The following is a 21,888-nucleotide window of genomic DNA, read 5'->3' as shown; positions in this document are numbered from 1 at the left end:
ACGCCGGCCGGGCGCTGGCCGAGTCCATCGCCCGGGAGGGCGGCCGGGCCGAGTACCGGCACGCCGACGTGTCCGCCGCCGCCGTGTGGGACGCACTGGCGGCGCACGTCCAGGACCGCTTCGGGCGACTGGACGTCCTGGTCAGCAATGCCTTCACCGTGACCGTCAAACCGGCTCACGAGCTCACCGAAGCGGAGTGGGACCGCCAGCTCTCCGTCACGCTCAAGGCTTCGTGGCTCGCCGTGCGCGCCTTCGCCCGGCAGCTGCGGACGGACGAGGGCGCGCTGGTGCTCACTTCGTCGGTGCACGCGCTGGTCGGCATCCCGGGCCACCCCGCGTACGCGGCGGCCAAGGGCGCCCTGTGCTCCATGGGCCGTCAGCTCGCCGTCGAGTACGGGCCGCAGGTCCGGGTGAACACGGTGCTCCCCGGCCCGATCATGACGGCGGCCTGGGACCGCGTCGACGAGCGGGACCGGGCCGCCAGCGTGGCCGGGACCGCCGCCAAGCGCTTCGGCCGCCCCGAGGAGGTCGCCGCGGCCGTGGCCTTCCTGGCCTCCTCCGACGCCTCCTACATCACCGGCACCACCCTCGTGGTGGACGGTGGCTGGTCCGTCGTCAAGGCCTCCGCATGAAGGGGCGGACCGGCTCTGGCCGAGCGGCCACCCACCGGCGGACTGGAGCGGGCACATGAACCGACCCCCACGCGGACTGCACGGACAGACCGTGGAGATCCTCGGCGAGCGGATCATCCGCGGCACCTACCCTCCGGGGTCCGCGTTGTACCCGGAGCGGATCGAGGCCGAACTCGGCGTCAGCAAGACCGTCGTCCGCGAGGCCCTGCGCGTCCTCGCCGCCAAAGGACTGGTCGAGTCACGGCAGAAGCGCGGCACCTACGTGCGCCCGCGCTCCGACTGGAGCCTGCTGGACGGAGACCTGCTGCGGTGGCAGGGCCGGAGCGTTCCGCACGAGGGTTTCCTCGACAACCTGGCCGAGGTCCGCTCCATCGTCGAACCGGCCGCGGCCCGGCTGGCCGCCCGGCGCCGCGACGACGACGACCTGGCCCGGCTCGCCGGAGCGCTGGACCGGATGGCCGCGGCCGGCGCCGACGCCGACGCCCTGGTGGAGGCCGACCTGCTCTTCCACCGCGCCCTCCTGGCCGCCACGCACAACGAGTTGCTGAGCCGGATGGAGGTCGTCATCGAGGCGGGCCTGCGCGTCCGCGACCGGATCGTGCACGGCGCCGAGTCCTGGGCCGACCCCCTTCCCGCGCACCGCGCGGTCCTGGAGGCCGTTCGCGCCCAGGACCCCGGCGCCGCGGCCGAGGCCGTGGCCACCTTGCTGACCCAGGCCACGGACGACCTGCACGACCTCGTACCCACGACACACGAGGGGGACCCGGGATGAAGATCGCGGCCCTGGAGACGTTCCTCGTCCCGCCGCGCTGGCTGTTCCTGCGCATCGCGACGGACGAGGGCGTCACCGGTTGGGGGGAGCCCGTGGTCGAAGGGCGCGCCGAGACCGTCCGCGCCGCCGTGCACGAACTCTCCGACCACCTGATCGGCCAGGACCCGCTGCGGATCGAGCACCACTGGCAGGTCCTGACCAAGGGAGGCTTCTACCGGGGCGGGCCGGTGCTCTCCAGCGCGGTCGCGGGCATCGACCAGGCGTTGTGGGACATCGCCGGAAAGGTCCACGGAGTCCCCGTCCACCACCTGCTCGGCGGCCCGGTGCGCGACCGCGCGCGGGTCTACGGCTGGATCGGCGGCGACAGCCCCACCGATGTCGCGGAGCAGGCCCGGGCCCAGGTCGAAGCCGGGTTCACGGCCGTCAAGATGAACGGCGCCGCCCGGCTCCGGCACATCGACACCCCGGCCCGCACCCGGGAGATCGTCGACCGGGTGGCCGCCGTCCGTGAAGTCCTCGGCGACGACCGCGACGTGGCGGTCGACTTCCACGGCCGGATGTCCACCGCCATGTCCCGCCGACTGCTCCCGCTCCTGGAACCGCTCCAGCCGCTGTTCGTCGAGGAGCCCGTCCTCCCCGAGCACTCCCGCGACCTGCGCCGCGTGGTCGAGTCCAGCTCGGTGCCGATCGCCGTGGGCGAACGGCTCTTCTCCCGCTGGGACTTCCGCGACGTCCTGGCCTCCGGCATCGCCGTCGCCCAGCCCGACGTCTCACACGCCGGCGGGATCTCCGAGGTCCGGCGCATCGCCGCCCTCGCCGAGACGTACGACGTCGCGATGGCCCCGCACTGCCCGCTCGGGCCGATCGCGCTCGCCGCCAGCCTCCAGATCGCCTTCGCCACACCGAACTTCCTCATCCAGGAACAGAGCCTCGGCATCCACTACAACCGCGGCGCCGACCTGCTCGACCACCTCCTCGACCCCACCCCGTTCCGCTTCGTCGACGGGTACGCCGCCCGCCCCACCGGCCCGGGCCTGGGCATCGACATCGACGAGGACGCGGTACGACGTGCCGCCGAGACCGGCCACCGCTGGCGCAACCCCGTCTGGCACCACGAGGACGGGGCGTTCGCGGAATGGTGACCGGTCCGGCCCCGGCCACCCCGCCGATCGACGTCCGCACCGCCCCCGCCCCCGCCACACTCCCGACCCCGCCGCCCGCGCGAGCTGAGAAGACCCCCATGGATCTCGACGCACTACCGCACCACACCCTCGCCATCGTGCGCGGCACCGACCGCGAAGCGGCGCTGCGCACCGTCCTCACCCTCGCGCAGGAGGGCATCGCGGCCGCCGAGGTGTCCCTGACCACGGACGACGCGCCGTGGGTGATCGAGCGGGCCCGGCACGAACTCGGTGCCGACGCCGTCCTCGGTGCCGGGACCGTCGTCACCCCCGACGACGCGGCCCGGGCCGCCGCCGCGGGCGCCAGCTTCCTCGTCACCCCCGGACTCGGAGCGGCGCTGCGCCCCGGAGACCTCGGTGAGCTCCCCCTGCTGATCGGTGCCCTGACCCCGTCCGAGGTGATCACCGCCCGGCAGCACGGCGCCCTCGCGGTCAAGCTCTTCCCCGCCTCGCTCGGCGGCCCGGGCTACCTGAAGGCGCTGCGCGACCCGTTCCCGACGGTGCCATTCGTCCCCGTCGGTGGCGTCGACGCCGACCTCGCCCTCGCCTACCTCGCGGCCGGCGCGGTCGCCGTCGGGGTCGGCTCACCGCTGATCGGCGACGCGGCACGCGGCGGCGACCTCACCGCGCTGCGCGCCCGCGCCGCCCGCTGGCGCGACCGCCTGACCGGGACGACGGTGGGCGCATGACCGGCGGGCCCCCCGAGGTCGTCACCATCGGCGAGACCATGGCCGCCCTGCGCGCCACCGGTCCGATTCGCCTCGGCGCCCCGATGCGGCTCTCCGTGGCCGGCGCCGAGGCCAATGTGGCGATCGGCCTGGCCAGGCTCGGGCACCGCGTGGGCTGGGTCGGCCGGGTCGGCGACGACGAGTTCGGCGCCCTGGTGCTGCGGACGCTGCGGGCCGAACGCGTCGACATCAGCCATGCCCGAACCGACCCGGACGGCCGGCCCACGGGACTGATGGCACGGGAGGACCGCATCGGCGACCTCGTCCAGGTCTCCTACCACCGCCACGGCTCGGCCGGGTCCGCACTCCGGGCCGAGGACGTCCTGCCCGCCCTCACCCCGGGCCTGCGACTGCTGCACCTCACCGGCATCACCCCCGCGCTGAGCGCCACCGCCGCCGACGCCGTCGCGGCCGCCGCCCGCCACGCCCGCGCACTCGGCGCGACCGTCTGCCTCGATGTCAACCACCGGGCTCGGCTGTGGAACGCCGACCGGGCCCGCTCGGTCCTCCTGCCGCTCGCCCGGTCCGCCGACGTACTCGTCGCCTCGGCCGACGAACTGCACCTGGTCTGCGACGACCCCTCGCTCCCCGAGCGGGACGCCGTCGCCGCGCTGCTCGCCCGGGGCCGCCGCGAGGTCGTGATCACCAGGGGCGGCGACGGCGCGACCGTCACCACGGCGGCCGGTCGGGTCAGCGTGCCCGCCCGCCGGGTGCCCGTGGTGGACGTCGTCGGAGCCGGTGACGCGTTCGTCGCGGGCTACCTCTCCGGCCGGCTCGACGGCCTCGGCGTGGAGGCCCGCCTCGACCGGGCGGTCACCACCGGGGCGTTCGCCGTCGCCACACACGGGGACTGGGAGGGCCTGCCCTCGCGTGCCGACCTCGCGCTGCTCGACCGGCCCGCCGGCACGACCTTGAGGTAGTCCGCGAGGGTGAACGGCGTCGCTCCGCCCGCACCGGACGGGACCACCGGTTCGCCCGTCCGGAGGACGGCGACGCCCGGTTCCGGGCCGGGAAGGCGAGGAGCCGGACCGCCCGACCGGCGGTCACCAGGGGGCGCCGGCAGGTACGCGGCGCGCACGTTCTCCGGCGTCCCGGTCCGTTGTTCCGACCGGCTCCCGGAGGGCGGGACGGCGGCGGGTATTGTGCTGGGGAAACGGTGTCCGCCCTGGTCGGATGATGCGCCGCCGCTCCTTGGCGCGTTTCGAATCCCGCGGTGGGCGGAACGCCGGAAGCCGGTCGCACCGGCGAACGATGTCCATGCCCGACAGCGCAGAGGATGACGGGTCGGCACCGCACAACGTCGCAGGCAGGCCGATGGACGGCGCACCAGGCAGACTCGAATCCGTAACAGTTCCCCACCGAGAGGACCACGCATGATCACGCTGACGAAGGACGACGGCCCGGCGGATCTGGACGGGGTGACCCACCTGTCCATCGGGGTTTCCTGGGATCCGACCGTAGGGAGCAGCGGCGGGCTGCTGGGCAAGATCCGGCAGAAGCAGGGCACCGACCTCGACCTGATCGCCATCGCCATGCAGGGCGCCGAGCCGGTACGCCTCGCCGGCCTGGATTCCCTGGATCCCCTGGGCAACGGTTCGCTGGTCCACAGCGGTGACAACCAGACGGGGCACGGCGACGGTGACGACGAGACGGTCACCGTCGAGTTCGCCCGGGTGCCCGCCAACATCACCTCCATCGTGTTCGTCGCCGCGGCCTACAAGAAGCGCAGCGCCTTCCAGAACGCCCGCAACATCAGCTTCAAGGTCTACGACGCGACGGGCGGCAGCACCCAGCAGGTCGCGGACATCTGGCCCAGCATGCTCACCAACGACAACGGCTGCGCCGTGGCCAAGGCGATACGGGCGGGCTCGGGCTGGAAGCTCCAGGTGATCAACGAGACGGGGAAGATCAAGCAGGGGGACGAGAAGGACCTGATGCGCTTCGCCGTGAGCAAGTAGCACGGGAGGTCCCGACGCACTCGACGGGCTCGGGGTGCCTGAAGGGGAGTCGGGGCCGCGCACGCCGTCCCGGGGTTTCCGGATCCGGGGCGGCGTGCGCCTTGGGCCCGGGCGCGGTCACCGGCCGGGGCGGCGGCGTGGCGGTGGGGGGAGGGCGGTGCGGTCGGCCTTGCCGTGCGGGGTGGTGGGGATCCCCCGTAGGTGGCGGTGCTGCGGGTACGCCGAAGGAGGACGCCGCCAGGTCGCCGGCCGTTGTGACGGCCCGGGCTTCCGCGGTGACGGCCCGCGGAGGCGACGAGCGGGCGTCGGCCGCCTCCGGTGGTGCCGGGTGCGGCCGGATCCGCACGGCGGAGCGGCGGGAGCCGCGACCGGCTGTGGACGTGGGAACATCGCGCCGTCACCAGGTGATCGCGGTACCTGGCGCCGGTGCGGGCCGCCGGTGAGCGCCGCAGCGCTACCGGCGCGGGGCCGGGGTCACAGCTTGCACATGGCGGTGTACGGCTGAACGATGCGTTCCTGGTGTGACCCGAAGTCGACGAGTGCCGCGGCGTCGGCGGTCTCCTCGACGCTGACGACCCGGCCGAGGCCGTACCTGTCGTGATTGACGCGGTCACCGGCGGCGAAGTGCTTGCGCGGCGCTTCGGGCCGCGGGGCAAAGGGGCTGGTGGGCAGGGGGCGGCGGACTGCTCCATATTTCGTCATATGCGGCCAGTATGCGCCCGAAAAAACGGCAGCGGAACCGTCCGGAGCACGGGAAGTCGGCGGCGTCGAAATCCGTGTGCCGTACAGCACGTTCGGTACGCCTTGCGGGGCGCGGTGCCGCTCGTGGCCGGGCCCGCCGAGGGAAGCGCCCGGCCGACCCGCGCCTGCCGCCCCGGAGGGCGCGGCCGAGGACTGCGGGCAACCCTTCGCCTCAAGTGGGCAGGCATGCGGGCGTGTTGACAGGCGCGACGGAAGGTGCGGCGCCGCCTTCGAAACCCGGGTCGAAATATTCACCCGTTGTGGGCCCGGGCCTGCTACAGTCGTTATCAGTTGCAGTAGTGGTTCCCATGAACTTTGTGTGCGCCTGCTGATGTTTGCAGGCGCATTTTTTGTTTCCCGGCTCTTCCCCGGGTGGGTGCTCATCGCGGCGACTCGATGCCCGCGCTCCGCGGGTTTCGGACAGCCCCTGAAGGAGATTATTAGATGGCTAACGGCACCGTGAAGTGGTTCAACTCGGAGAAGGGCTTCGGCTTCATCGAGCAGGAGGGTGGCGGCCCGGACGTCTTCGCCCACTACTCGAACATCAACGCCAACGGCTTCCGCGAGCTGCTTGAGGGCCAGAAGGTCGAGTTCGACGTGACGCAGGGCCAGAAGGGCCCGCAGGCCGAGAACATTCGCCCGCTGTAGTTTTTCTGCTCCGGCACCCGCCCGGCAGCGAGGGGCCCGCACCGCGTCATCGTGCCCGGTGCGGGCCTCTCGGCGTTCTCGGGTGCCGTCGAATCGCCCGATCGAGCCGCCGGCACCGACCGCCAGTGGCCGTCACGGAGCGGGAGGGACCCGCAACGCCGCGTTCGGGCCGACGACGTCCGACCCCTCGCCGTGACTAGTTCGCCGTGACGGTTCGCGGTGCCAGGCCCTCCGAGCCCGCCCTCCTCCCCGGCAGACGCCGCCCACGGGCGACGTGTCCCGCGGATCCCCGGTCCACGTTCCGCCCGCCGCATTTTCCGGCCCGTTCCCTCGCGGTCTCCGCCGGTGCCCCGCGCCGCGGAGCCTTCCTCGTGACGCGCCGCCCGAAGGAAGGTCTCCTCACGTGAACCGCTCCAATCGCTCCTCGAACCGGAGAACCGAACCCTTCTCCGGGGGCGGTTCCTCCGCCCACGGGTCGAGCCCGGCCGACGGCCGACGCGACCGCGGCCGGGGACGGTCCCGCTCGCGGGGCTCGTCCTCCCCGGCCGAGTTCGCGATGCCGGTGAGTTCCACCCCCGTGCTGCCCGCCGTCGGGTCCTTCGACGAACTGGACCTGCCGAAGGCCCTGCTGTCGCTGCTGGCCCGCAAGGGACTCACCGCCCCGTTCCCGATCCAGGCCGCGACGCTGCCGAACTCGCTGGCCGGCCGCGACGTGCTGGGCCGGGGCCGGACCGGCTCCGGCAAGACCCTCGCGTTCGGTCTCGCGCTGCTGGCCCGCACGGCCGGCCGACGGGCCGAGCCCAATCACCCGTTGGCCCTGGTGCTGGTCCCGACGCGCGAACTCGCGCAGCAGGTCACCGAGGCGCTCACCCCCTACGCCCACGCGGTCCGCCTGCGGACCGCCACCCTGGTGGGCGGGACGCCGATCCGCCGCCAATCGTGGACGCTCAGCCGCGGGGCCGAGATCGTGGTGGCCACCCCGGGCCGGCTCAAGGACCTGATCCAGCGCGGTGACTGCCGGTTGGACCAGGTCGGCATCACGGTCCTGGACGAGGCCGACCAGATGGCCGACATGGGCTTCCTGCCACAGGTCACCGAGATCCTCGACCAGGTCGCCGAAGGCGGCCAGACGATGCTGTTCTCCGCGACCCTGGACCGCAACGTCGACCGCCTGGTGCGGCGCTTCCTCAACGACCCGGTCACGCACTCGGTGGACCCGTCGGCGGCGGCGGTCAGCACCATGGAGCACCACGTGCTGCAGGTGCACAACTCCGACAAGGACGCCACGGTAGCCCACATCGCCGCCCGCGACGGCCGGGTGATCATGTTCACCGACACCCGGGAGGGAGCGGACCGCCTGGTCCACCTCCTCCTCGCGCAGGGGGTCAAGGCCGCGGCCCTGCACGGCGGCAAGACCCAGCCGGAGCGCACCCACACCCTGGAGCAGTTCCGCACCGGCGGGGTGAGCGCGCTGATCGCCACCAACGTCGCCGCCCGCGGCATCCACGTCGACGGCCTCGACCTGGTCGTCAACCTGGACCCGCCGACCGACCACAAGGACTACCTGCACCGCGGCGGACGGACCGCCCGGGCCGGCGAGTCCGGCACCGTCGTGACACTGGTGCTGCCCGGCCAGCGCCGCTCGGCGGCCCGCTTGATGACCTCGGCCGGCATCACCCCCGTCACCACCAGGGTCCTCGCCGGTGGTGAGGACCTCGCCCGCATCACCGGTGCTCGCGTGCCCACCGGCGTGCCCGTAGTGGTCGCCGACCCCTTCGCCGAGCGCCCGCGCCGCAACGCCCCCGGCGTCCGCGGCCGGTACGGCCGCCCCGTCCCGGCGGGCGGCGGCACCCGGACGGCCTCCGACCGCGGCGAGCGCGGATCCTCCGCCCGCCGCCGGGCACCCGGACGCACCACGTCCGCCGGGTAGCGCCCGGGCGGTCCGTCGAGGGCGTCGCACCGCCGTCCACCCGCGCCCGCTCCGCCGCCCGTGCCGCGCCGTTCACCCACCTGGGACCCGGACCGGGGAGAGCGGGTCGGAGTGGAAACGGCCTACTCCCTTCTTCCGAGGCCGGGTGCGACCGGGGACCGATCCGGAAGATGGTCCTCCCTATCTAGCGTGGCGATCATGACCGAAGCCCGCACCGCCCTGATCGAAGGTCTCATGGACCGCTTCCCGGACATTCCCCGGGAAGCGGTGGTCAAGGAGGACCTGCTGCGCGGCGGCATCGCCTTCGATGCCGCCGCGCTGAGCGACAACCAGGACGGGGACGTCAAACCGAAGTCGTACTTCATCTTCTCCTTCGACCACGGCACCCTGCCCGAGCTGGGCCAGGCCGCGCTGCGCCGCCCACCGGAGGAGATCGTGCTGACCGGCGGGCCCTACGGGCTGCGCCGCACGGTGGTGTCGGTTCGGGTGAACCCTGCCTCGCCCTACCGGGTGGCTCCCGGTGCCGAGGGGCGGCTGGGCCTGTACCTGGACGGGGAACGGATCGCCGATGTCGGTCTGCCGCCGATGCCGGAGTACTACCGGCACACCCTGGCGAGCGGGAAGTCGGTGATGGAGGTCGCCCCGACCATCCAGTGGGGCTATCTGATCTATCTGACGGTGTTCCGGGTCTGCCAGTACTTCGGCGCCAAGCAGGAATGCCAGTACTGCGACATCAACCACAACTGGCACCAGCACAAGGCCGCGGGCCGTCCCTACACCGGCGTCAAGCCCGTCGAGGAGGTCCTGGAGGCGCTGGAGATCATCGACCGGCACGATGTCGCCGGCACGTCGACCGCCTACACGCTGACCGGCGGGGCCATCACGTCGCGGGTCGGGGGGCTGGACGAGGCCGACTTCTACGGGCGGTACGCCCAGGCGATCGAGGAGCGGTTCCCCGGCCGCTGGATCGGCAAGGTCGTCGCCCAGGCCCTGCCCAAGGAGGCCGTGCGGCGCTTCCACGACCACGGGATCCGGATCTACCACCCCAACTACGAGGTGTGGGACCGGCGTCTGTTCGAGCTGTACTGCCCCGGAAAGGAGCGGCACGTCGGCCGCGACGAATGGCACCGGCGCATCCTGGACTCCGCCGAGGTCTTCGGGCCGCGCAACGTGATCCCGAACTTCGTCGCCGGCGTCGAGATGGCCGAGCCCTTCGGTTTCACCCGTGCCGGCGAGGCCGTCGACTCCACCGTCGAGGGCCTGCGGTTCTTCATGTCGCACGGCATCACCCCGCGCTTCACCACCTGGTGCCCGGAGCCCACCACCCCCCTGGGCAAGGCCAACCCGCACGGAGCGCCGCTGGAGTACCACGTCCGGCTCCTTGAGGCGTATCGGGCGACGATGCGGGAGTTCGGCCTGAGCTCGCCGCCCGGATACGGCCCGGCCGGCCCCGGGAACGCCGTCTTCTCCGTCAGCTCCTTCATGGACACCCTCCCCGCACAGCCGCAGGAGGCGAAGAAGTGAACTTCCGTACTCCGATCCCGGCGCTGTTCCCCGGCGCCTCGGGCCGTATCGTCACCGCGCTGACCGCCCACCGGGCGGAGAACGCCGAGGCACCGCTGACGCCGGCGGAGCTGGCCCGTGACGCGTCCGTCGCCGCCACCCAACTGGAGGCCACGCTCTTCCGCCTCGGCCTCCTGGGCCTGATCGAGCCGCGCGGGCGTGGAGCGGATGTGCGGCTGGTCGCGGGGAACATCGTGTGGAAGGCCCTGGACGGCCTGGCCGACCTGCGCCGGCACGTGGTGGAGGAGGTCCGCGAACGTGCCGCCGCGGACCTCACCCCCGCGCCCGCCCTGCTCGCCATCGCCGGTCCCGTCGCCGACGGCACCGCCACCCACCCGGCCGACGTCCTGGAGCTGATCGTCGTCCCGCCTCCCGCAGCCCCCGGGGACTGGACCGAGCAGACCGAACGGATGGCCGCGCGGCTCTCCCGGCACCTGGGCAACGTCGTCACCCTCCGCACAGCGGCGACCGACGCCGACGCCGCCCGTTGGGCCGGACCCGACGCGTTCCTCGTCCTCCCGCCGGAGGGTGCGCGGTAGATCTCCTGCTCGCCGGCACCCCCGCTCCCGCCCCGGCCTGCTGCGCACGGGCGGGAGCGGCCCCGCCTCGCGGCCGACTCCGGGCGGCGTCAGGACAGCAGGCCGCGCCAGCGTTCGGCGGAGTCGAGCATGTCCTGGATGACCCGCTCCAGGAACGCGCCCCCCTTGGCCAGCCGCTGTGCCACCGGGCTGTCCGGCTCCCACACGTCCGTGAGGTCCGTCGCGGCGCGCGCCGTATCCAGGGTCTGCCGGGAGCTGATCACGATCGACCGGTACCAGGCCTCGTCATCGTGCACGTAGACGTCACGGCGCCGCCGGGGGTCGCGTTCGCGGCGGACGTACCCGTTCTCCACGAGGGAGTTGACGGCCACCGAGACGGAGGCGGGGCTGACCCGCAGTCTGCGGGCCAGCTCGGCGGCGGTGCGCCTGCCGTCCTCGGACAGCAGCAGGTCGACGTGCACGCGTGCCGTCATCCTCGGCATCCCCGACCTGACCGCGGCCTCCACGATGACGTCCGCCACCGCGTCGACCGCCGGCCCGGGCCCGGGCTGGGGTGGTGGTGCGCCCCGCCTCGCCCGTCGGGCGGCCGCCTGCTGCGCCCGCTGGGGCCGGTAGGCGGAGGCGCCGCCGTTGCGCGCGACCTCCCGGCTGATCGTCGAGGTCGGCCGGTCGAGCCGTCTGGCGATCTCCGCGAAGGAGAGCCGGTTGGTGAGTCCGGCCGAGATCCGGTGGCGCTCCTGCGGGGTCAAGCGTCCTCCTGGCATGCCGCCAGTATTGCCTTCGGCGGCATTCATTGCAACGAAGCGTTGCATTCGACCGCAGCCCTGTTGCATCAATTCATGGCCGTCTGCCTGGGGTTATAGGAGTTCCATAATTGACGACACCCCGAACGCAACGTAGCTTTCGAGATATTGTGAACAGACTTCGGAAGCACCTTCCCGCGAGCCGAGGAACAGCCATGAGCGAGTCCCCGCACACCGACGCGACACTGCCGACGACCCGCGGGTCCGGCTGCCCCTTCGATCCGCCCGCCGAGCTGCTGGAAGCCCGGCGGCGCGGCCCCGTCAGCCGCTTCACCCACGTCGGCGGAAACCCCGGCTGGCTGATCACCGGCTACGACCTCGTCAGGTCGGTCCTGGCCGACCCGCGCTTCAGCTCCCGCAAGGACCTGATGAACGTCGTCGACTTCGCTCTCCCGCCCGCGCCGCCCGGCGAGTTCCTGCTCACGGACGACCCGGAGCACAGCCGCTACCGCAAGCCCCTGGTGGGGAGGTTCACCGCCCGGCGGATGCGGCAGCTCACCGAACGCATCGAGCGGATCACCGCCGACCGCCTGGACGCGATGGAACAGGGCGGCTCCTCGGCCGACCTGGTGACCGCCTTCGCCAAGCCCGTCCCCGCCATCGTCATCTGCGAGCTGCTGGGCGTCCCCTACGAGGACCGGGGCTCCTTCCAGAGCCAGATCGAGACCTTCCTCGGCGGGGAGACCGACCAGGACGAGCTGATCGCCGCCTACACCGCCACCCAGCGCTACCTCGCGCGGCTGATCGCCGCCAAACGCGCCCACCCCACCGACGACGTCCTCAGCGATCTCACCGACAGCGACCTCACCGACGAGGAACTCCAGGGCATCGCGCTCATCCTGCTCTCCGCGGGATTCGACACCACCGCCAACACCCTCGCCCTCGGCACCTTCGCCCTCCTCCAGAACCCTGCCCAGCTGGCCGCCCTGCGCGCCGATCCCGCCCTCGTCGACCAGGCGGTGGAGGAACTGCTGCGGTACCTCACCGTCGCCAAGACCTTCATGCGGACGGCTCTGGAGGACGTCGAACTCGCCGGTGTGACCATCGCGGCCGGTACGACCGTCGTCCTGTCGTACCAGACCGCCAACCGGGACCCCGACCGCTTCCCCGACCCGCACGCCCTCGACCTCCGCCGCCAGGACGGCGGCCACCTCGCCTTCGGCCACGGCGCCCACCAGTGCCTCGGCCGGCAACTCGCCCGCATCGAACTGCGTGTCGCCCTCCGCGCCCTCCTCGACCGCTTCCCCGCCCTGCGCCTCGTCGTCCCGCCCGAGGACGTCCCCCTCCGCCCCGAGGCCGCCGACGTCCACGGCGTCAAGAGCCTCCCCGTCACCTGGGCCCCCTGACCGGACCCGCGCTCCCGCCGCGAGACGTGGAGGGCCGCCGTGACGACCGGAGCGGCCCGCTCGCTGGACGGCACCGAGGCGGACCTGCGCGAGAATGAGCCCGACATGGACCGGATCCGTGCCGGCCTCACCGCCGTGACCGGCATCGGGGCGCTCCCCGACCTTGCCGACGCACCGAGGGGATCAGGATGGCGACGATCACGGTGGACGTGGCGGTTCCCGACGCGCTGCGGCCGGTCGTGGATGTGGCGGCGTTGCCGGCGGCCCCCGGTGGCGCGGGGCCGGCGTGGCTGGTGCTGTCCGAGGACGGACGGCTGGCGCGGTGGACGCCGACGACCGGCGATGTGCGGGACGTGGCCCGGTATCGGGAGGAGAGGCCGGCCTCCGAACACGGTGGCGGCGTTCGACCGCGGCTTCACGCGTCCCGATGTGGCCGCTGGGCGGCGGTGGTTCAAGACCGCGGTCGGTACGGCACCGTCGTCGACCTCACCACCGGGTCGACGGCGTTGACGCTCGACGGCGGGGACCACTGCTGTGAAACCGTCCCGTTCGCGCTGGCGTTCGCCGAACACGGTGGCCGGGCGGTGGTCGTCCATCGCACCGACTGGAACCGGCTGGATGTCACCGATCTCGCGTCCGGCGAGGTGCTTACGGCGCGGGACGGCCCGGATGGAGATGAGGACGACGCGGAGTACGGCCTCGACTACTTCCACGGCGCGCTGGCGCTGAGTCCTGACGGGACCCGGGTCTACGACGGCGGTTGGGTGTGGCAGCCGTGGGGGATGCCGGCGGTGTGGAGCCTGACCGCCTGGCTGCACGACAACCCGTACGAGTCCGAGGGCGGGCCCAGCTACGCGGTCTATCCCGAGATCTCGGAGTGGAACCGGCCGGCGGTGTGGATCGACGACGGGCGGATCGCGGTGTACGACCGCGACGATGCCGGCGGCGGTACCGTCCACGTCCTCGACCCCGCCTCGATCGAACCGCGCTCGCCGGGCGTCCGATGGATCAAGGCGGTCACGACGTTCCCCTGGCCGGTCGGCGATTTCGGCTTCTTCACCGACGGAGAGCATCTGCTGATCGCCGACGAGGCCGGTCTGACGGGCGTCGACATCACCAGCGGACAGCAGGTGTTCGCGATCGACGGGTTCCGCCCGGCGCGTCAGGACCGACATACCGGAACGCTGATCCAGGTCGGCGGCGCCGGTGCCCGGTTGTGGACGCCGCCGGAATGGACCGCGCGCGCCGGCTGAGCCTTCGTCGGCGGAACGGCCGGGGTGGGCGCCCGGAAGGCAGGCGGGTTCTCGACCGTGCCCCTCGGTCGCCCCGCCCCGCCGGTCAGCACGGGCAGGTGCCCGAGCCGGTATCCGACCACCGGGGTGCCCACCGACAGGGACTCGTCGGCCACGTCGCCGAAGGTCTCCGGTTCCTTCGAACCCGTCACCGTGACGGCGGCGCCCGCGAGGAAGGGCCGAACCTCCCGCCAGGACGGCGCGGGAAGGATCTCGACGCCGGGCAGGGCGGCGGCCTCGTCGAGGCGTTCGCCCTCTTCGGCCTTGCCGCCGGGGGGAAGCAGACGGGTTCGCTGATTTCCGGACCGGGGATCCCCGGCGACAGCTTTGAGTATGGCCGGTTCGGGGCCTGATGCGGAGCCGGCCAGTCGCCTCCTCGCCGGTGCTCCCGTAGGGTTCGCGGGTCATCGCGATGGAGAGGTGGTTCGGAGTGGCACCCAGGACAGTGACGCGGGAGCGGTTGGCGGGGGCGGCGCGTGCCGCGCTGGGTGGTGGGCGGCGGCTGGAAGGGGTCGAGCGGGTCGCGGGCGGCAGCAAGAAGGGTGTCTACCGCCTGGTCATGGACGACGAGACGACGGCGATCGCCTATGTGTGGGACGACACCGAGAACTACTGGCCTGCGGCCGAGGGTGACGACGACCTCACCGACCCGTTCTCGCCGGGCCTGGGGCTCGATCTGTTCCAGGCCGCGCACTCGCGGCTGGACGGGCTGGGCGTCCGCGTTCCGGCGATCCGTCTCCTCGACCGCGACGGCGCGTACTGCCACGGGGACCTCGCGATCGTCGAAGACCTTTCGGGGGAAAGCCTTGAGGAGCTGCTCGCGCGCGACCCGGGCGCGGCGGCTGCGGTCATGGTCCGGCTCGCGGAGTCGCTCGAAGCGATGCGAAGTCACCGGGCACCGGCGTACGGCAAGGTGGCGGTGGTCGACGCCGGAGGAGCGTCGCGCGGTACGTCGTGCGAGGGTGTGGTTCTTGACCGCGCGCTGCGGGACCTCGCCGAGGCGGCCTCGCGCGATCCGCGGATCACGGGTGCCCGCGGCCTGTTGGAGGAGCGGCTGCTGAACCTGGCGGCGGCGGTGCGGCCACGCACGGAGTATGCGGTCGTGCACGGCGAACTGGGGCCCGACCACGTGATGGTGGACGCGGACGGGAATCCCGTGGCGATCGACATCGAGGGATTGATGTACTTCGACGTCGAGTGGGAGCACGTCTTTCTACGGATCCGCCTGCACGACGCCTACCAGCCGCTGGATGTGGACGGCTTGGACCAGGATCGGCTCGCGCTCTACACGCTCGCGCAGCGGCTCTCGCTGACGGCGGGTCCGTTGCGGCTGCTCGATGGGGACTTCCCTGACCGGGCCTTCATGGCGGGCATCGCCGAGTACAACCTGAAGCAGGCACTGAAACTGGCCCACGCCTGAACTCACCCATGCGTCTCGGCCTTGAGGACGGCGGGTACGGCGGGTGCGTGGGCCGTTGCTTGGTGGGCGGGTGGGGCGGGCATGTACCCGGGAGCGTCGGCGGGTGCGGGGGAGGGGGCTGTCGTGGGGTGGATCGTCGTGCTGGCCCTGGCCGCCGTGTTGACGGCGGTCGGCGCGCTGCGGTTCCGGCGGGCGCACCGCGCGTACATGGACGCGCTGGTGGTCCCGCGCGAGCCGGAGGAGGAACTGACGGTCTACGAGGTCGCCTACCTGCGCGGGGGAGGCCGGTCGCTGGCGCGGACGGTGCTGGCCTCGATGGTGCTCGGCGGGCGGGTGTCGGCGGCGGACGGGGTGCTCACCGTGGTGGAGCCGCTCGCCCGGGACACGGCCGAGGCGGAGGTCGTGCGGGTGTTCGGGCGGGTGCCGCGGCGCCGTGCCTGGCGCCGGATGGAGCGACTGCGGCGGGCCCCGGGCCTGACCGCCGTCGGGCGGCGGCTCGGCGACCAGGGGTTGGTCGACCACCCGACCCTGCTCCGGGCGGCCGAACGGGCCCGCGACCAGCTGACCGTGATCCGGATGCTCTCCTTCGCCCTCGGTGTCGCGGCCGTCTGGATGGTCGCCGCGCGCGGCTTCCCCGACCCGATCGTCCCGGGGGTGGCGACCTTCCTGCTCGTCGTGGCGGGCTGGCGGTCCGCCAGGGACTGGACGTACCGGCTCGGCGGAGCGACGGAGGCGGGCCGCGCGGCCCTGGCCGCGCACGGGGAGCGCCACCAGCCGTGGCGTCCCCGCGTCCACGACCCGCTCGGCGACGAGGACGCCGAACTCCTCGGCAAGGTCGCCCTGGGCGATCTCCACGGCAGGCTCGGTGCGTTGAACAAGGCGATCAGCCGGCCTCCGCAGGCGCCGCCGCCCTTCGAGGACCCGCCGGGCCTGGGCGGCCTGTGACGCCGGGCGCCCCAGGCCCGGGCGGGAGACGGGGGAGGGCTCGGAGCCGGCCCGTCCGGGTTTGGCCGAGTGCTCGGGAGAGGGCGTCGACGGTCTGGTCGGCGGAGCCTCGGGATCAGCACGCGCCCCTGCGGGCGGGGCTCGGGCGGCACGCGGCCCACAGGTCCAGGCCGACGGCCGCGACCGACGGCTCCCGAACACGGGGACCACACCGGGCGCCGGGTGTCACCCCGGAAGGCGGAAGAAGGAGCGGTAGAGCGGAAGTTGCTCGGTGAGCATGTGGATGCCGGGGTGGGTGGCGAGGCCGAGGGCGGCGGCGGTGCGCAGCAGCGGGGTCTCGGCGGGCGTCATGATGATGTCGGCGACCAGCGCCCCGGGCGCCAGCGGTGCCGGGTCGAAGGGGAGCGGGTCGGCCGGGTCCAGGCCCAGCGGGGTGGCGTTGACCGCGAGGTCGACGCCGGAGGGCGGGCGCGGGGCGGCGGCCACGCGGCCGGGCCAGCGGGTGCCGAGCCGCTCCAGCAGCGCGTCCACCCGGCCCCGGTCGGGATCGGTGACGGTGAGGGCGGCGGCTCCTTCGGTGAGCAGGGCGGCGGCGATGGCGAGCCCCGCGCCTCCGGCGCCGGCCAGCGCCACCCGCAGCCCGGCCGGGTGGTGTCCCGCGGCGGCCAGGCCCCGGACGAACCCCGCGCCGTCGAAGTTGTCGCCGTACCAGCGGCCGTCCGGCTCGCGGCGCAGCGCGTTGGTGCTGCCCAGCAGGGCGGCGGCGTCGCTGAGTTCGTCGGCGTGCCCGCACATCGCCAGCTTGTGCGGGACGGTGACCAGCAGTCCGTCCAGGTTGGCGACGGCCTTCAGCCCTCGCACGACCTCGTCCAGCCGGTCCGCCGGGGCGTGCACGGGGACGAGCACGGCGTCCACGCCGCTCGCCGCGAACAGCGGGTTGAGCAGCGCGGGCGCCTTGGCCTGGGCGACCGGGTCGCCGAGCACCGCGAACAGCCGGGTGCGGCCGGAGATCGGCGGCCCGGCGGCCGGCACGTCGGGGGCCGGCGAATCGGGGGTTGGCAGGTCGGGGGCCGGCGGGTCGGGGAGACGGGGCACCTCAGGCCTCCCCGGCGGCGCGCGGCATGGCGTCCAGCGTGCGGGCGACCAGTGACGCGGGGACGTCGCTGACGAGTTCGGCGCCGCGCGGGCCGTCCAGGACGAAGGAGAGCCCGTCGACGGCCTTCTTGTCCAGCCGCATGAGGGCGATCAGCGCCCCGGTGTCGACCTCCGGCGGCAGCGCGGTCGGCAGCCCGTAGTGGGCCACCACCTCGTGGTGCTCGGCGACCCGCTCAGGGCCGATCCGGCCGAGCGCGCCCGCCAGCCGGCCGGCGAAGACCGTGCCGACGCCGACCGCCTCGCCGTGGCGCAGCCGGAAGTCGGTGGCGCGTTCCAGCGCGTGGCCCAGGGTGTGGCCGTAGTTGAGGATGTGCCGCAGCCCGGTGTCGCGCTCGTCGGCGGCCACCACGGCGGCCTTGCGGGCGACGCTCGCGGCGATCTGCTCGGGCAGCGGCAGGTGGCGGAGGTCCCCGGCGCCGATGAAGTGGCAGCGCGCGATCTCCCCGTAGCCGTTGACGCGTTCGCGCGGCGGGAGGGTGCTGAGGTAGTCGGTGTCGCAGAGCACGGCGGACGGCTGCCAGTACGCGCCCACCAGGTTCTTGCCCTCCGGGAGGTTCACCGCCGTCTTGCCGCCGACGCTCGCGTCGACCTGGGCCAGCAGCGAGGTGGGCAGGTGCACCACGGGCACTCCCCGGTGGTGCAGCGCGGCGGCGAGCCCGACCGCGTCGGTGGTGGTGCCGCCGCCGCAGGAGACCACGGCGTCCGCCCGGCTCAGGCCGAACGCGGCGAAGCGGCTGCACAGTTCGGCCACCCAGGCGAGGGACTTGCCCTCCTCACCGTCCTTCGCCTCCACCACCAGGGTGTCGAGGCCGGTGTCGGGCAGCCACTCGGCGGGCCGGGCGCTGACCACCGCGACCCGGCGGGCGCCGATCCCCGCGAGCACCCCGGCCAGCCGGTGGCGGGCGCCGGGGCCGATCAGCACCGGGTAGCCGCGCTCGCCCAGCTCCACGTCGATGCGCCGCAGCCCGCCGTCCGTGCGGACGAGGGTTTCTGTCGAGGTCAACTCTGCTCCCGGGGCTGGTCGGTGCGGTGCGGTGCGGTGGCGTGCGGTGCGGTGCGGTGCGGTTTGGTGCGGTGGCGTGTGGTGCGGGCACGGCTTCAGGACGCGGGCTGCAGTCGCGCCAGCGCGAGGGCGCCGTGCAGCGAGGACAGCCCGCCGAGCACGGCCGGCCGGATCGCGGGGACCGGGCCGCCGGGGCGGGCCAGCGCGGCGGCGTGCGCCTCCACCCGCGCCGTGAAGCCGGGCAGACCGTCGGCGAACCCGCCGCCCAGCACGGTCAGTTCGGGGTGGAACAGCTCACCGAGCGAGACGGCCGCCGCCGCCAGCGCGGCACAGGTCTCCTCGACGGCCTCCACCGCCCACGGCGCGCCCTCGGCCAGCCCGGTCCGCAGCTCCGCGTACTCGACCGGCGCGCCGCGCAGCAGTTCCGCGCGCCGCAGGGTCGCCGGTCCGGAGGCGGTGGCCTGAAGGCAGCCGCGCCGCCCGCAGTCGCAGACCGGGCCCCGGCGGTCGACGATCAGGTGCCCCGCCTCGCAGGAGCCGCGCCCCGGTCCCGGCAGCGGCGCGCCCTCGTGCACGACACCGCCGCCGACGCCCGTCCCGACGCCCAGGTAGACCACGTGCCCGGCCCCGGCGTGCACCGCCTCGGCGAGCGCGGCGAGATCACCGTCGTCCGCCCAGGCCAGCGCCGCGTCGGGGAAGAGCCGCCGCAGGGCCGGGAGGAGGTCGAAGCCGCGCCAGCCGGGGCGGCCCGGCCAGGCGAGCACCCGGCCGTCGGGGCCGAGGGTCGCGGGCACGGCCACTCCGACGGCGGCGAAGTCGCCCTCCCAGCGCTCGCGCAGGTCGGCGACCGTGCCGGCGAGCGCCGTCCAGTCGGCGTAGGCGCCGGCGACCCGGGCGCCGGGCCAGCGCAGCACGGCCTCCTCGGTGCGGACCGGCCGGCCGGGCGGGCCGTCCTCGGCGCGCAGCGCCACCTTGGTGCCGCCGATGTCGATGCCGAGCACGCCCCGGGCGGCCGCCGGGGCCTGAGCCGTGGGGCCCTGAGCGGCCGCCGGGGCCTGAGCCGTGCTGCCGCTCGCGGTGGTGCGGGCTGTGGTCGCGGTGCCCGTCGTCGCGAAGCCCATCAGGACGCCGGCACCTTCGCCAGCAGCGCCTGCGCGGCGAGCCGGTAGCCGAGCGCGCCGAGGCCGACGATCACGCCCGAGGCGAGCGGCGCCAGCACCGACTCGTGCCGGAAGGACTCGCGCGCCCAGACGTTGGACAGGTGCACCTCGACGAACGGCCGAGGGTAGGCGGCCAGCGCGTCGCGCAGACCCCAGCCCGCGATCATCAGCGCGCCCGGGTTCACGATCGCCCCGACCGAGCCGTCCCAGGCGTCCTGCACCGCCTCGATCAGCTGACCCTCGGACTCGCGCTGGACGGAGACCACCTTCCAGCCCCGGCCGGCCACCTCGGCGGCCACCGCCGCCTCGACGTCCGCCAGGGTGTCGGTGCCGTAGACCTCCGGTTCGCGGCGGCCGAGAATCCCGAGATTGGGGCCGTTCAGCAATAGCAGTTCGCTCATATTCCGGTTATAGCAGCGAGGGGTCCGGAAGGACCCCCGGCCGGCCCTCCGGGATGCAGGACAAGGGCGTTGTAGGGGGGTGCGTAGGGGAGGTGACGGGCCGCATTTCCTGGGTTAGCGTGCCGTTCCACGGTCCCCCCGACAGGAAAGGCTGCGCGGAATTATGAGTGCCCAAGGACGTCCGGCCCCGGAGTTCCCGGTCTGGCCGCAGTATGACGATGCCGAGCGCGAAGGACTGCTCAGGGCGCTGGAGCAGGGCCAGTGGTGGCGGATGGGCGGCAAGGAGGTCGACACCTTCGAGCAGGAGTTCGCCGACTACCACGGCGCCGCCAAGGCGCTCGCCGTCACCAACGGTACCCACGCGCTGGAGATCGCCCTCCAGCTGCTCGGGGTCGGCCCGGGCACCGAGGTGATCGTGCCCGCGTTCACGTTCATCTCCTCCTCCCAGGCCGCCCAGCGGCTCGGCGCCACCGCGGTGCCGGTCGACATCGACCTCGACACCTACAACCTGAGCCCCGAGGCGGCCGCCGCCGCGATCACCCCGCGGACCCGCGCGATCATGCCGGTCCACATCGCCGGCCAGATCGCCGACCTGGACGCCCTCGACGAGCTCGCCGCCGACTCGGGCGTCTCGATCGTGCAGGACGCCGCGCACGCCCACGGCGCCCGCTGGCGCGGCCGCCGGGTCGGCGAGCTGGGCTCGATCGCCGCGTTCAGCTTCCAGAACGGCAAGCTGATGACGGCCGGCGAGGGCGGCGCCGTCACCTTCCCGGAGACCGCCCAGTACGACGAGGCGTTCCTGCGGCACAGCTGCGGCCGCCCGCCGACGGACCGGAAGTACTTCCACCAGACCTCCGGTTCCAACTTCCGGCTCAACGAGTTCTCCGCGAGCGTGCTGCGCGCCCAGCTCGCTCGTCTGGACAGCCAGATCAGCGTCCGCGAGGAGCGCTCCAAACTGCTCAAGAGCCTGCTGACGGAGATCCCCGGCGTGGTGCCGCAGGGCCACGACGAGCGGGCCGACCGCGTCCCGCACTACATGGCGATGTTCCGGGTGCCCGGCCTCGGCGAGGACCGGCGCAACGCCCTGGTCGACGACCTGATCGCGCGCGGCCTGCCCGCCTTCGTGGTCTTCCGCGCCATCTACCGCTCGGACGGCTTCTGGGAGTCGGCCGCGCCCGACACCACCGTCGACGAGCTGGCCAAGGCCTGCCCCAACAGCGAGGCGCTCACCGCCGACGGCATCTGGCTGCACCACCGCACCCTCCTCGCGAGCGAGGGGGCGATCGAGGACACCGCCCAGATCATTGCCGACGCCCTGGCCGCGGTGTGAACGCGCGGGTGAGCACCGCCGGACGGGGGCCGGACGACCCGGTGCGGGTGGCCGTCGTCGGCCTCGGCTGGGCGGGCCGCACCATCTGGCTGCCCCGCCTGACGGCCCACCCGGCCTACCGGGTCACCGCCGTCGTCGAGCCCGGCCGAGGCGGCGCGGAGCACGTGCCGGCCGGCGCCGCGCTCCTCGCCGACGCCGACCTGCTCGGCCCCGACGTCGACCTCGCGGTCGTCGCGGTGCCCAACCACCTGCACACCCCCGTGGCCGAGCGCCTGCTCGCCCGCGGCGTCCCGGTGTTCCTGGAGAAGCCGGTCTGCCTCAGCGCCGCCGAGGCGGACCGG

23 protein-coding genes are annotated in these 21,888 nt (G+C 73.7%); 17 read left to right on the top strand and 6 right to left on the bottom strand.

Annotation, left to right across the window (positions count from 1 at the left end; all coding sequences use genetic code 11):
* The 6 genes from ABD308_RS11460 to ABD308_RS11435 all read left to right on the top strand — a co-directional run.
* On the top strand, positions 1-632 hold a 632-nt coding region (locus ABD308_RS11460), incomplete at its 5' end, for an SDR family NAD(P)-dependent oxidoreductase (protein ID WP_344331946.1).
* Positions 633-687: 55 nt separating this feature from the next.
* Positions 688-1,404 (top strand): FadR/GntR family transcriptional regulator, encoded by a 717-nt coding sequence (locus ABD308_RS11455; protein ID WP_344331942.1) that lies wholly within the window; start codon positions 688-690, stop codon positions 1,402-1,404.
* On the top strand, positions 1,401-2,546 hold the full coding sequence (gene dgoD, locus ABD308_RS11450; RefSeq protein ID WP_344331939.1) for a galactonate dehydratase: 1,146 nt from the start codon (positions 1,401-1,403) through the stop codon (positions 2,544-2,546). The genes ABD308_RS11455 and dgoD overlap by 4 nt, the downstream gene beginning before the upstream one ends.
* 98 nt (positions 2,547-2,644) lie before the next feature.
* Positions 2,645-3,274 carry a bifunctional 4-hydroxy-2-oxoglutarate aldolase/2-dehydro-3-deoxy-phosphogluconate aldolase gene (locus ABD308_RS11445; RefSeq protein ID WP_344331935.1) on the top strand — a complete coding sequence of 210 codons (630 nt, stop codon included), beginning with the start codon at positions 2,645-2,647 and terminating at the stop codon, positions 3,272-3,274.
* Positions 3,271-4,233 carry a sugar kinase gene (locus tag ABD308_RS11440; protein WP_344331932.1) on the top strand — a complete coding sequence of 321 codons (963 nt, stop codon included), beginning with the start codon at positions 3,271-3,273 and terminating at the stop codon, positions 4,231-4,233. Before ABD308_RS11445 ends, ABD308_RS11440 begins: the two co-directional genes overlap by 4 nt.
* Positions 4,234-4,686: 453 nt before the next feature.
* Positions 4,687-5,271 carry a TerD family protein gene (locus tag ABD308_RS11435; RefSeq protein WP_344331930.1) on the top strand — a complete coding sequence of 195 codons (585 nt, stop codon included), beginning with the start codon at positions 4,687-4,689 and terminating at the stop codon, positions 5,269-5,271.
* Positions 5,272-5,745: 474 nt separating this feature from the next.
* Here ABD308_RS11435 and ABD308_RS11430 read toward each other — a convergent pair whose 3' ends face one another.
* Positions 5,746-6,063 (bottom strand): hypothetical protein, encoded by a 318-nt coding sequence (locus tag ABD308_RS11430; RefSeq protein ID WP_425554741.1) that lies wholly within the window; start codon positions 6,061-6,063, stop codon positions 5,746-5,748.
* Between the two features lie 393 nt (positions 6,064-6,456).
* On the opposite strand from ABD308_RS11430, the gene ABD308_RS11425 reads away from it, so the two are divergent.
* The 4 genes from ABD308_RS11425 (at position 6,457) to ABD308_RS11410 (ending at position 10,692) form a co-directional block, all read left to right on the top strand.
* Positions 6,457-6,660, top strand: a complete 204-nt coding sequence (locus tag ABD308_RS11425) for a cold-shock protein (protein WP_045694210.1) — start codon at positions 6,457-6,459, stop codon at positions 6,658-6,660.
* 403 nt (positions 6,661-7,063) lie between these two features.
* Positions 7,064-8,590, top strand: a complete 1,527-nt coding sequence (locus tag ABD308_RS11420) for a DEAD/DEAH box helicase (RefSeq protein ID WP_344331905.1) — start codon at positions 7,064-7,066, stop codon at positions 8,588-8,590.
* A gap of 198 nt (positions 8,591-8,788) precedes the next feature.
* The gene (locus ABD308_RS11415; RefSeq protein ID WP_344331899.1) at positions 8,789-10,114 is read left to right on the top strand and encodes a radical SAM protein; all 1,326 of its coding nucleotides are present in this window, start codon (positions 8,789-8,791) and stop codon (positions 10,112-10,114) included.
* Positions 10,111-10,692 (top strand): hypothetical protein, encoded by a 582-nt coding sequence (locus ABD308_RS11410; RefSeq protein ID WP_344331895.1) that lies wholly within the window; start codon positions 10,111-10,113, stop codon positions 10,690-10,692. Before ABD308_RS11415 ends, ABD308_RS11410 begins: the two co-directional genes overlap by 4 nt.
* An 89-nt stretch (positions 10,693-10,781) precedes the next feature.
* On the opposite strand, the gene ABD308_RS11405 is transcribed toward ABD308_RS11410, so the two are convergent.
* Positions 10,782-11,441, bottom strand: a complete 660-nt coding sequence (locus ABD308_RS11405; protein ID WP_344331892.1) for a helix-turn-helix domain-containing protein — start codon at positions 11,439-11,441, stop codon at positions 10,782-10,784.
* 209 nt (positions 11,442-11,650) lie between these two features.
* Here ABD308_RS11405 and ABD308_RS11400 point away from each other — a divergent pair, with 209 nt between their 5' ends.
* The 5 genes from ABD308_RS11400 (at position 11,651) to ABD308_RS11380 (ending at position 16,498) form a co-directional block, all read left to right on the top strand.
* Positions 11,651-12,841, top strand: coding sequence for a cytochrome P450 (locus ABD308_RS11400; protein ID WP_344331891.1), 1,191 nt, complete (start codon positions 11,651-11,653; stop codon positions 12,839-12,841).
* Positions 12,842-13,029: 188 nt separating this feature from the next.
* A complete protein-coding gene (locus ABD308_RS11395) occupies positions 13,030-14,094 on the top strand; it encodes a YncE family protein (protein ID WP_344331889.1) in 1,065 nt (354 codons plus the stop codon).
* A gap of 98 nt (positions 14,095-14,192) precedes the next feature.
* Positions 14,193-14,486 carry a hypothetical protein gene (locus ABD308_RS11390; protein ID WP_344331887.1) on the top strand — a complete coding sequence of 98 codons (294 nt, stop codon included), beginning with the start codon at positions 14,193-14,195 and terminating at the stop codon, positions 14,484-14,486.
* A 59-nt stretch (positions 14,487-14,545) separates the two neighbouring features.
* Positions 14,546-15,553, top strand: coding sequence for a phosphotransferase family protein (locus ABD308_RS11385; RefSeq protein ID WP_425554740.1), 1,008 nt, complete (start codon positions 14,546-14,548; stop codon positions 15,551-15,553).
* A gap of 123 nt (positions 15,554-15,676) precedes the next feature.
* Entirely contained in the window at positions 15,677-16,498 is an 822-nt protein-coding gene (locus tag ABD308_RS11380; RefSeq protein WP_344331885.1) for a TIGR04222 domain-containing membrane protein, read from the top strand.
* Positions 16,499-16,723: 225 nt separating this feature from the next.
* Here ABD308_RS11380 and ABD308_RS11375 read toward each other — a convergent pair whose 3' ends face one another.
* The 4 genes from ABD308_RS11375 to ABD308_RS11360 form a co-directional block, all read right to left on the bottom strand.
* Positions 16,724-17,593, bottom strand: a complete 870-nt coding sequence (locus tag ABD308_RS11375) for a shikimate dehydrogenase family protein (RefSeq protein ID WP_344331883.1) — start codon at positions 17,591-17,593, stop codon at positions 16,724-16,726.
* Between the two features lies 1 nt (position 17,594).
* Positions 17,595-18,656, bottom strand: coding sequence for a 3-dehydroquinate synthase family protein (locus ABD308_RS11370; protein ID WP_344331881.1), 1,062 nt, complete (start codon positions 18,654-18,656; stop codon positions 17,595-17,597).
* 95 nt (positions 18,657-18,751) lie between these two features.
* Positions 18,752-19,777, bottom strand: coding sequence for an ROK family protein (locus tag ABD308_RS11365; protein ID WP_344331880.1), 1,026 nt, complete (start codon positions 19,775-19,777; stop codon positions 18,752-18,754).
* Entirely contained in the window at positions 19,777-20,217 is a 441-nt protein-coding gene (locus ABD308_RS11360; RefSeq protein ID WP_344331875.1) for a type II 3-dehydroquinate dehydratase, read from the bottom strand. The genes ABD308_RS11365 and ABD308_RS11360 overlap by 1 nt, the downstream gene beginning before the upstream one ends.
* A 163-nt stretch (positions 20,218-20,380) precedes the next feature.
* Here ABD308_RS11360 and ABD308_RS11355 point away from each other — a divergent pair, with 163 nt between their 5' ends.
* Together ABD308_RS11355 and ABD308_RS11350 are read left to right on the top strand one after the other, a co-directional pair.
* Positions 20,381-21,547 (top strand): DegT/DnrJ/EryC1/StrS family aminotransferase, encoded by a 1,167-nt coding sequence (locus ABD308_RS11355; RefSeq protein ID WP_344331872.1) that lies wholly within the window; start codon positions 20,381-20,383, stop codon positions 21,545-21,547.
* 8 nt (positions 21,548-21,555) lie between these two features.
* On the top strand, positions 21,556-21,888 hold a 333-nt coding region (locus tag ABD308_RS11350; protein WP_344331867.1), incomplete at its 3' end, for a Gfo/Idh/MocA family oxidoreductase.

Origin of the sequence: Kitasatospora putterlickiae, assembly GCF_039527695.1 — a bacterium.
Classification (GTDB): Bacteria; Actinomycetota; Actinomycetes; order Streptomycetales; family Streptomycetaceae; genus Kitasatospora; species Kitasatospora putterlickiae.
This window is presented reverse-complemented; position numbering and strand designations above follow the sequence as displayed.

Bases quoted from the DNA above. Each gene is read 5' to 3' on its own strand.
- ABD308_RS11455 (WP_344331942.1), top strand. From the start codon at position 688: ATGAACCGACCCCCACGCGGACTGCACGGACAGACCGTGGAGATCCTC.
- dgoD (WP_344331939.1), top strand. From the start codon at position 1,401: ATGAAGATCGCGGCCCTGGAGACGTTCCTCGTCCCGCCGCGCTGGCTG.
- ABD308_RS11445 (WP_344331935.1), top strand. From the start codon at position 2,645: ATGGATCTCGACGCACTACCGCACCACACCCTCGCCATCGTGCGCGGC.
- ABD308_RS11440 (WP_344331932.1), top strand. From the start codon at position 3,271: ATGACCGGCGGGCCCCCCGAGGTCGTCACCATCGGCGAGACCATGGCC.
- ABD308_RS11435 (WP_344331930.1), top strand. From the start codon at position 4,687: ATGATCACGCTGACGAAGGACGACGGCCCGGCGGATCTGGACGGGGTG.
- ABD308_RS11425 (WP_045694210.1), top strand. From the start codon at position 6,457: ATGGCTAACGGCACCGTGAAGTGGTTCAACTCGGAGAAGGGCTTCGGC.
- ABD308_RS11415 (WP_344331899.1), top strand. From the start codon at position 8,789: ATGACCGAAGCCCGCACCGCCCTGATCGAAGGTCTCATGGACCGCTTC.
- ABD308_RS11400 (WP_344331891.1), top strand. From the start codon at position 11,651: ATGAGCGAGTCCCCGCACACCGACGCGACACTGCCGACGACCCGCGGG.
- ABD308_RS11395 (WP_344331889.1), top strand. From the start codon at position 13,030: ATGGCGACGATCACGGTGGACGTGGCGGTTCCCGACGCGCTGCGGCCG.
- ABD308_RS11385 (WP_425554740.1), top strand. From the start codon at position 14,546: ATGGAGAGGTGGTTCGGAGTGGCACCCAGGACAGTGACGCGGGAGCGG.
- ABD308_RS11365 (WP_344331880.1), bottom strand. From the start codon at position 19,777: ATGGGCTTCGCGACGACGGGCACCGCGACCACAGCCCGCACCACCGCG.
- ABD308_RS11360 (WP_344331875.1), bottom strand. From the start codon at position 20,217: ATGAGCGAACTGCTATTGCTGAACGGCCCCAATCTCGGGATTCTCGGC.
- ABD308_RS11355 (WP_344331872.1), top strand. From the start codon at position 20,381: ATGAGTGCCCAAGGACGTCCGGCCCCGGAGTTCCCGGTCTGGCCGCAG.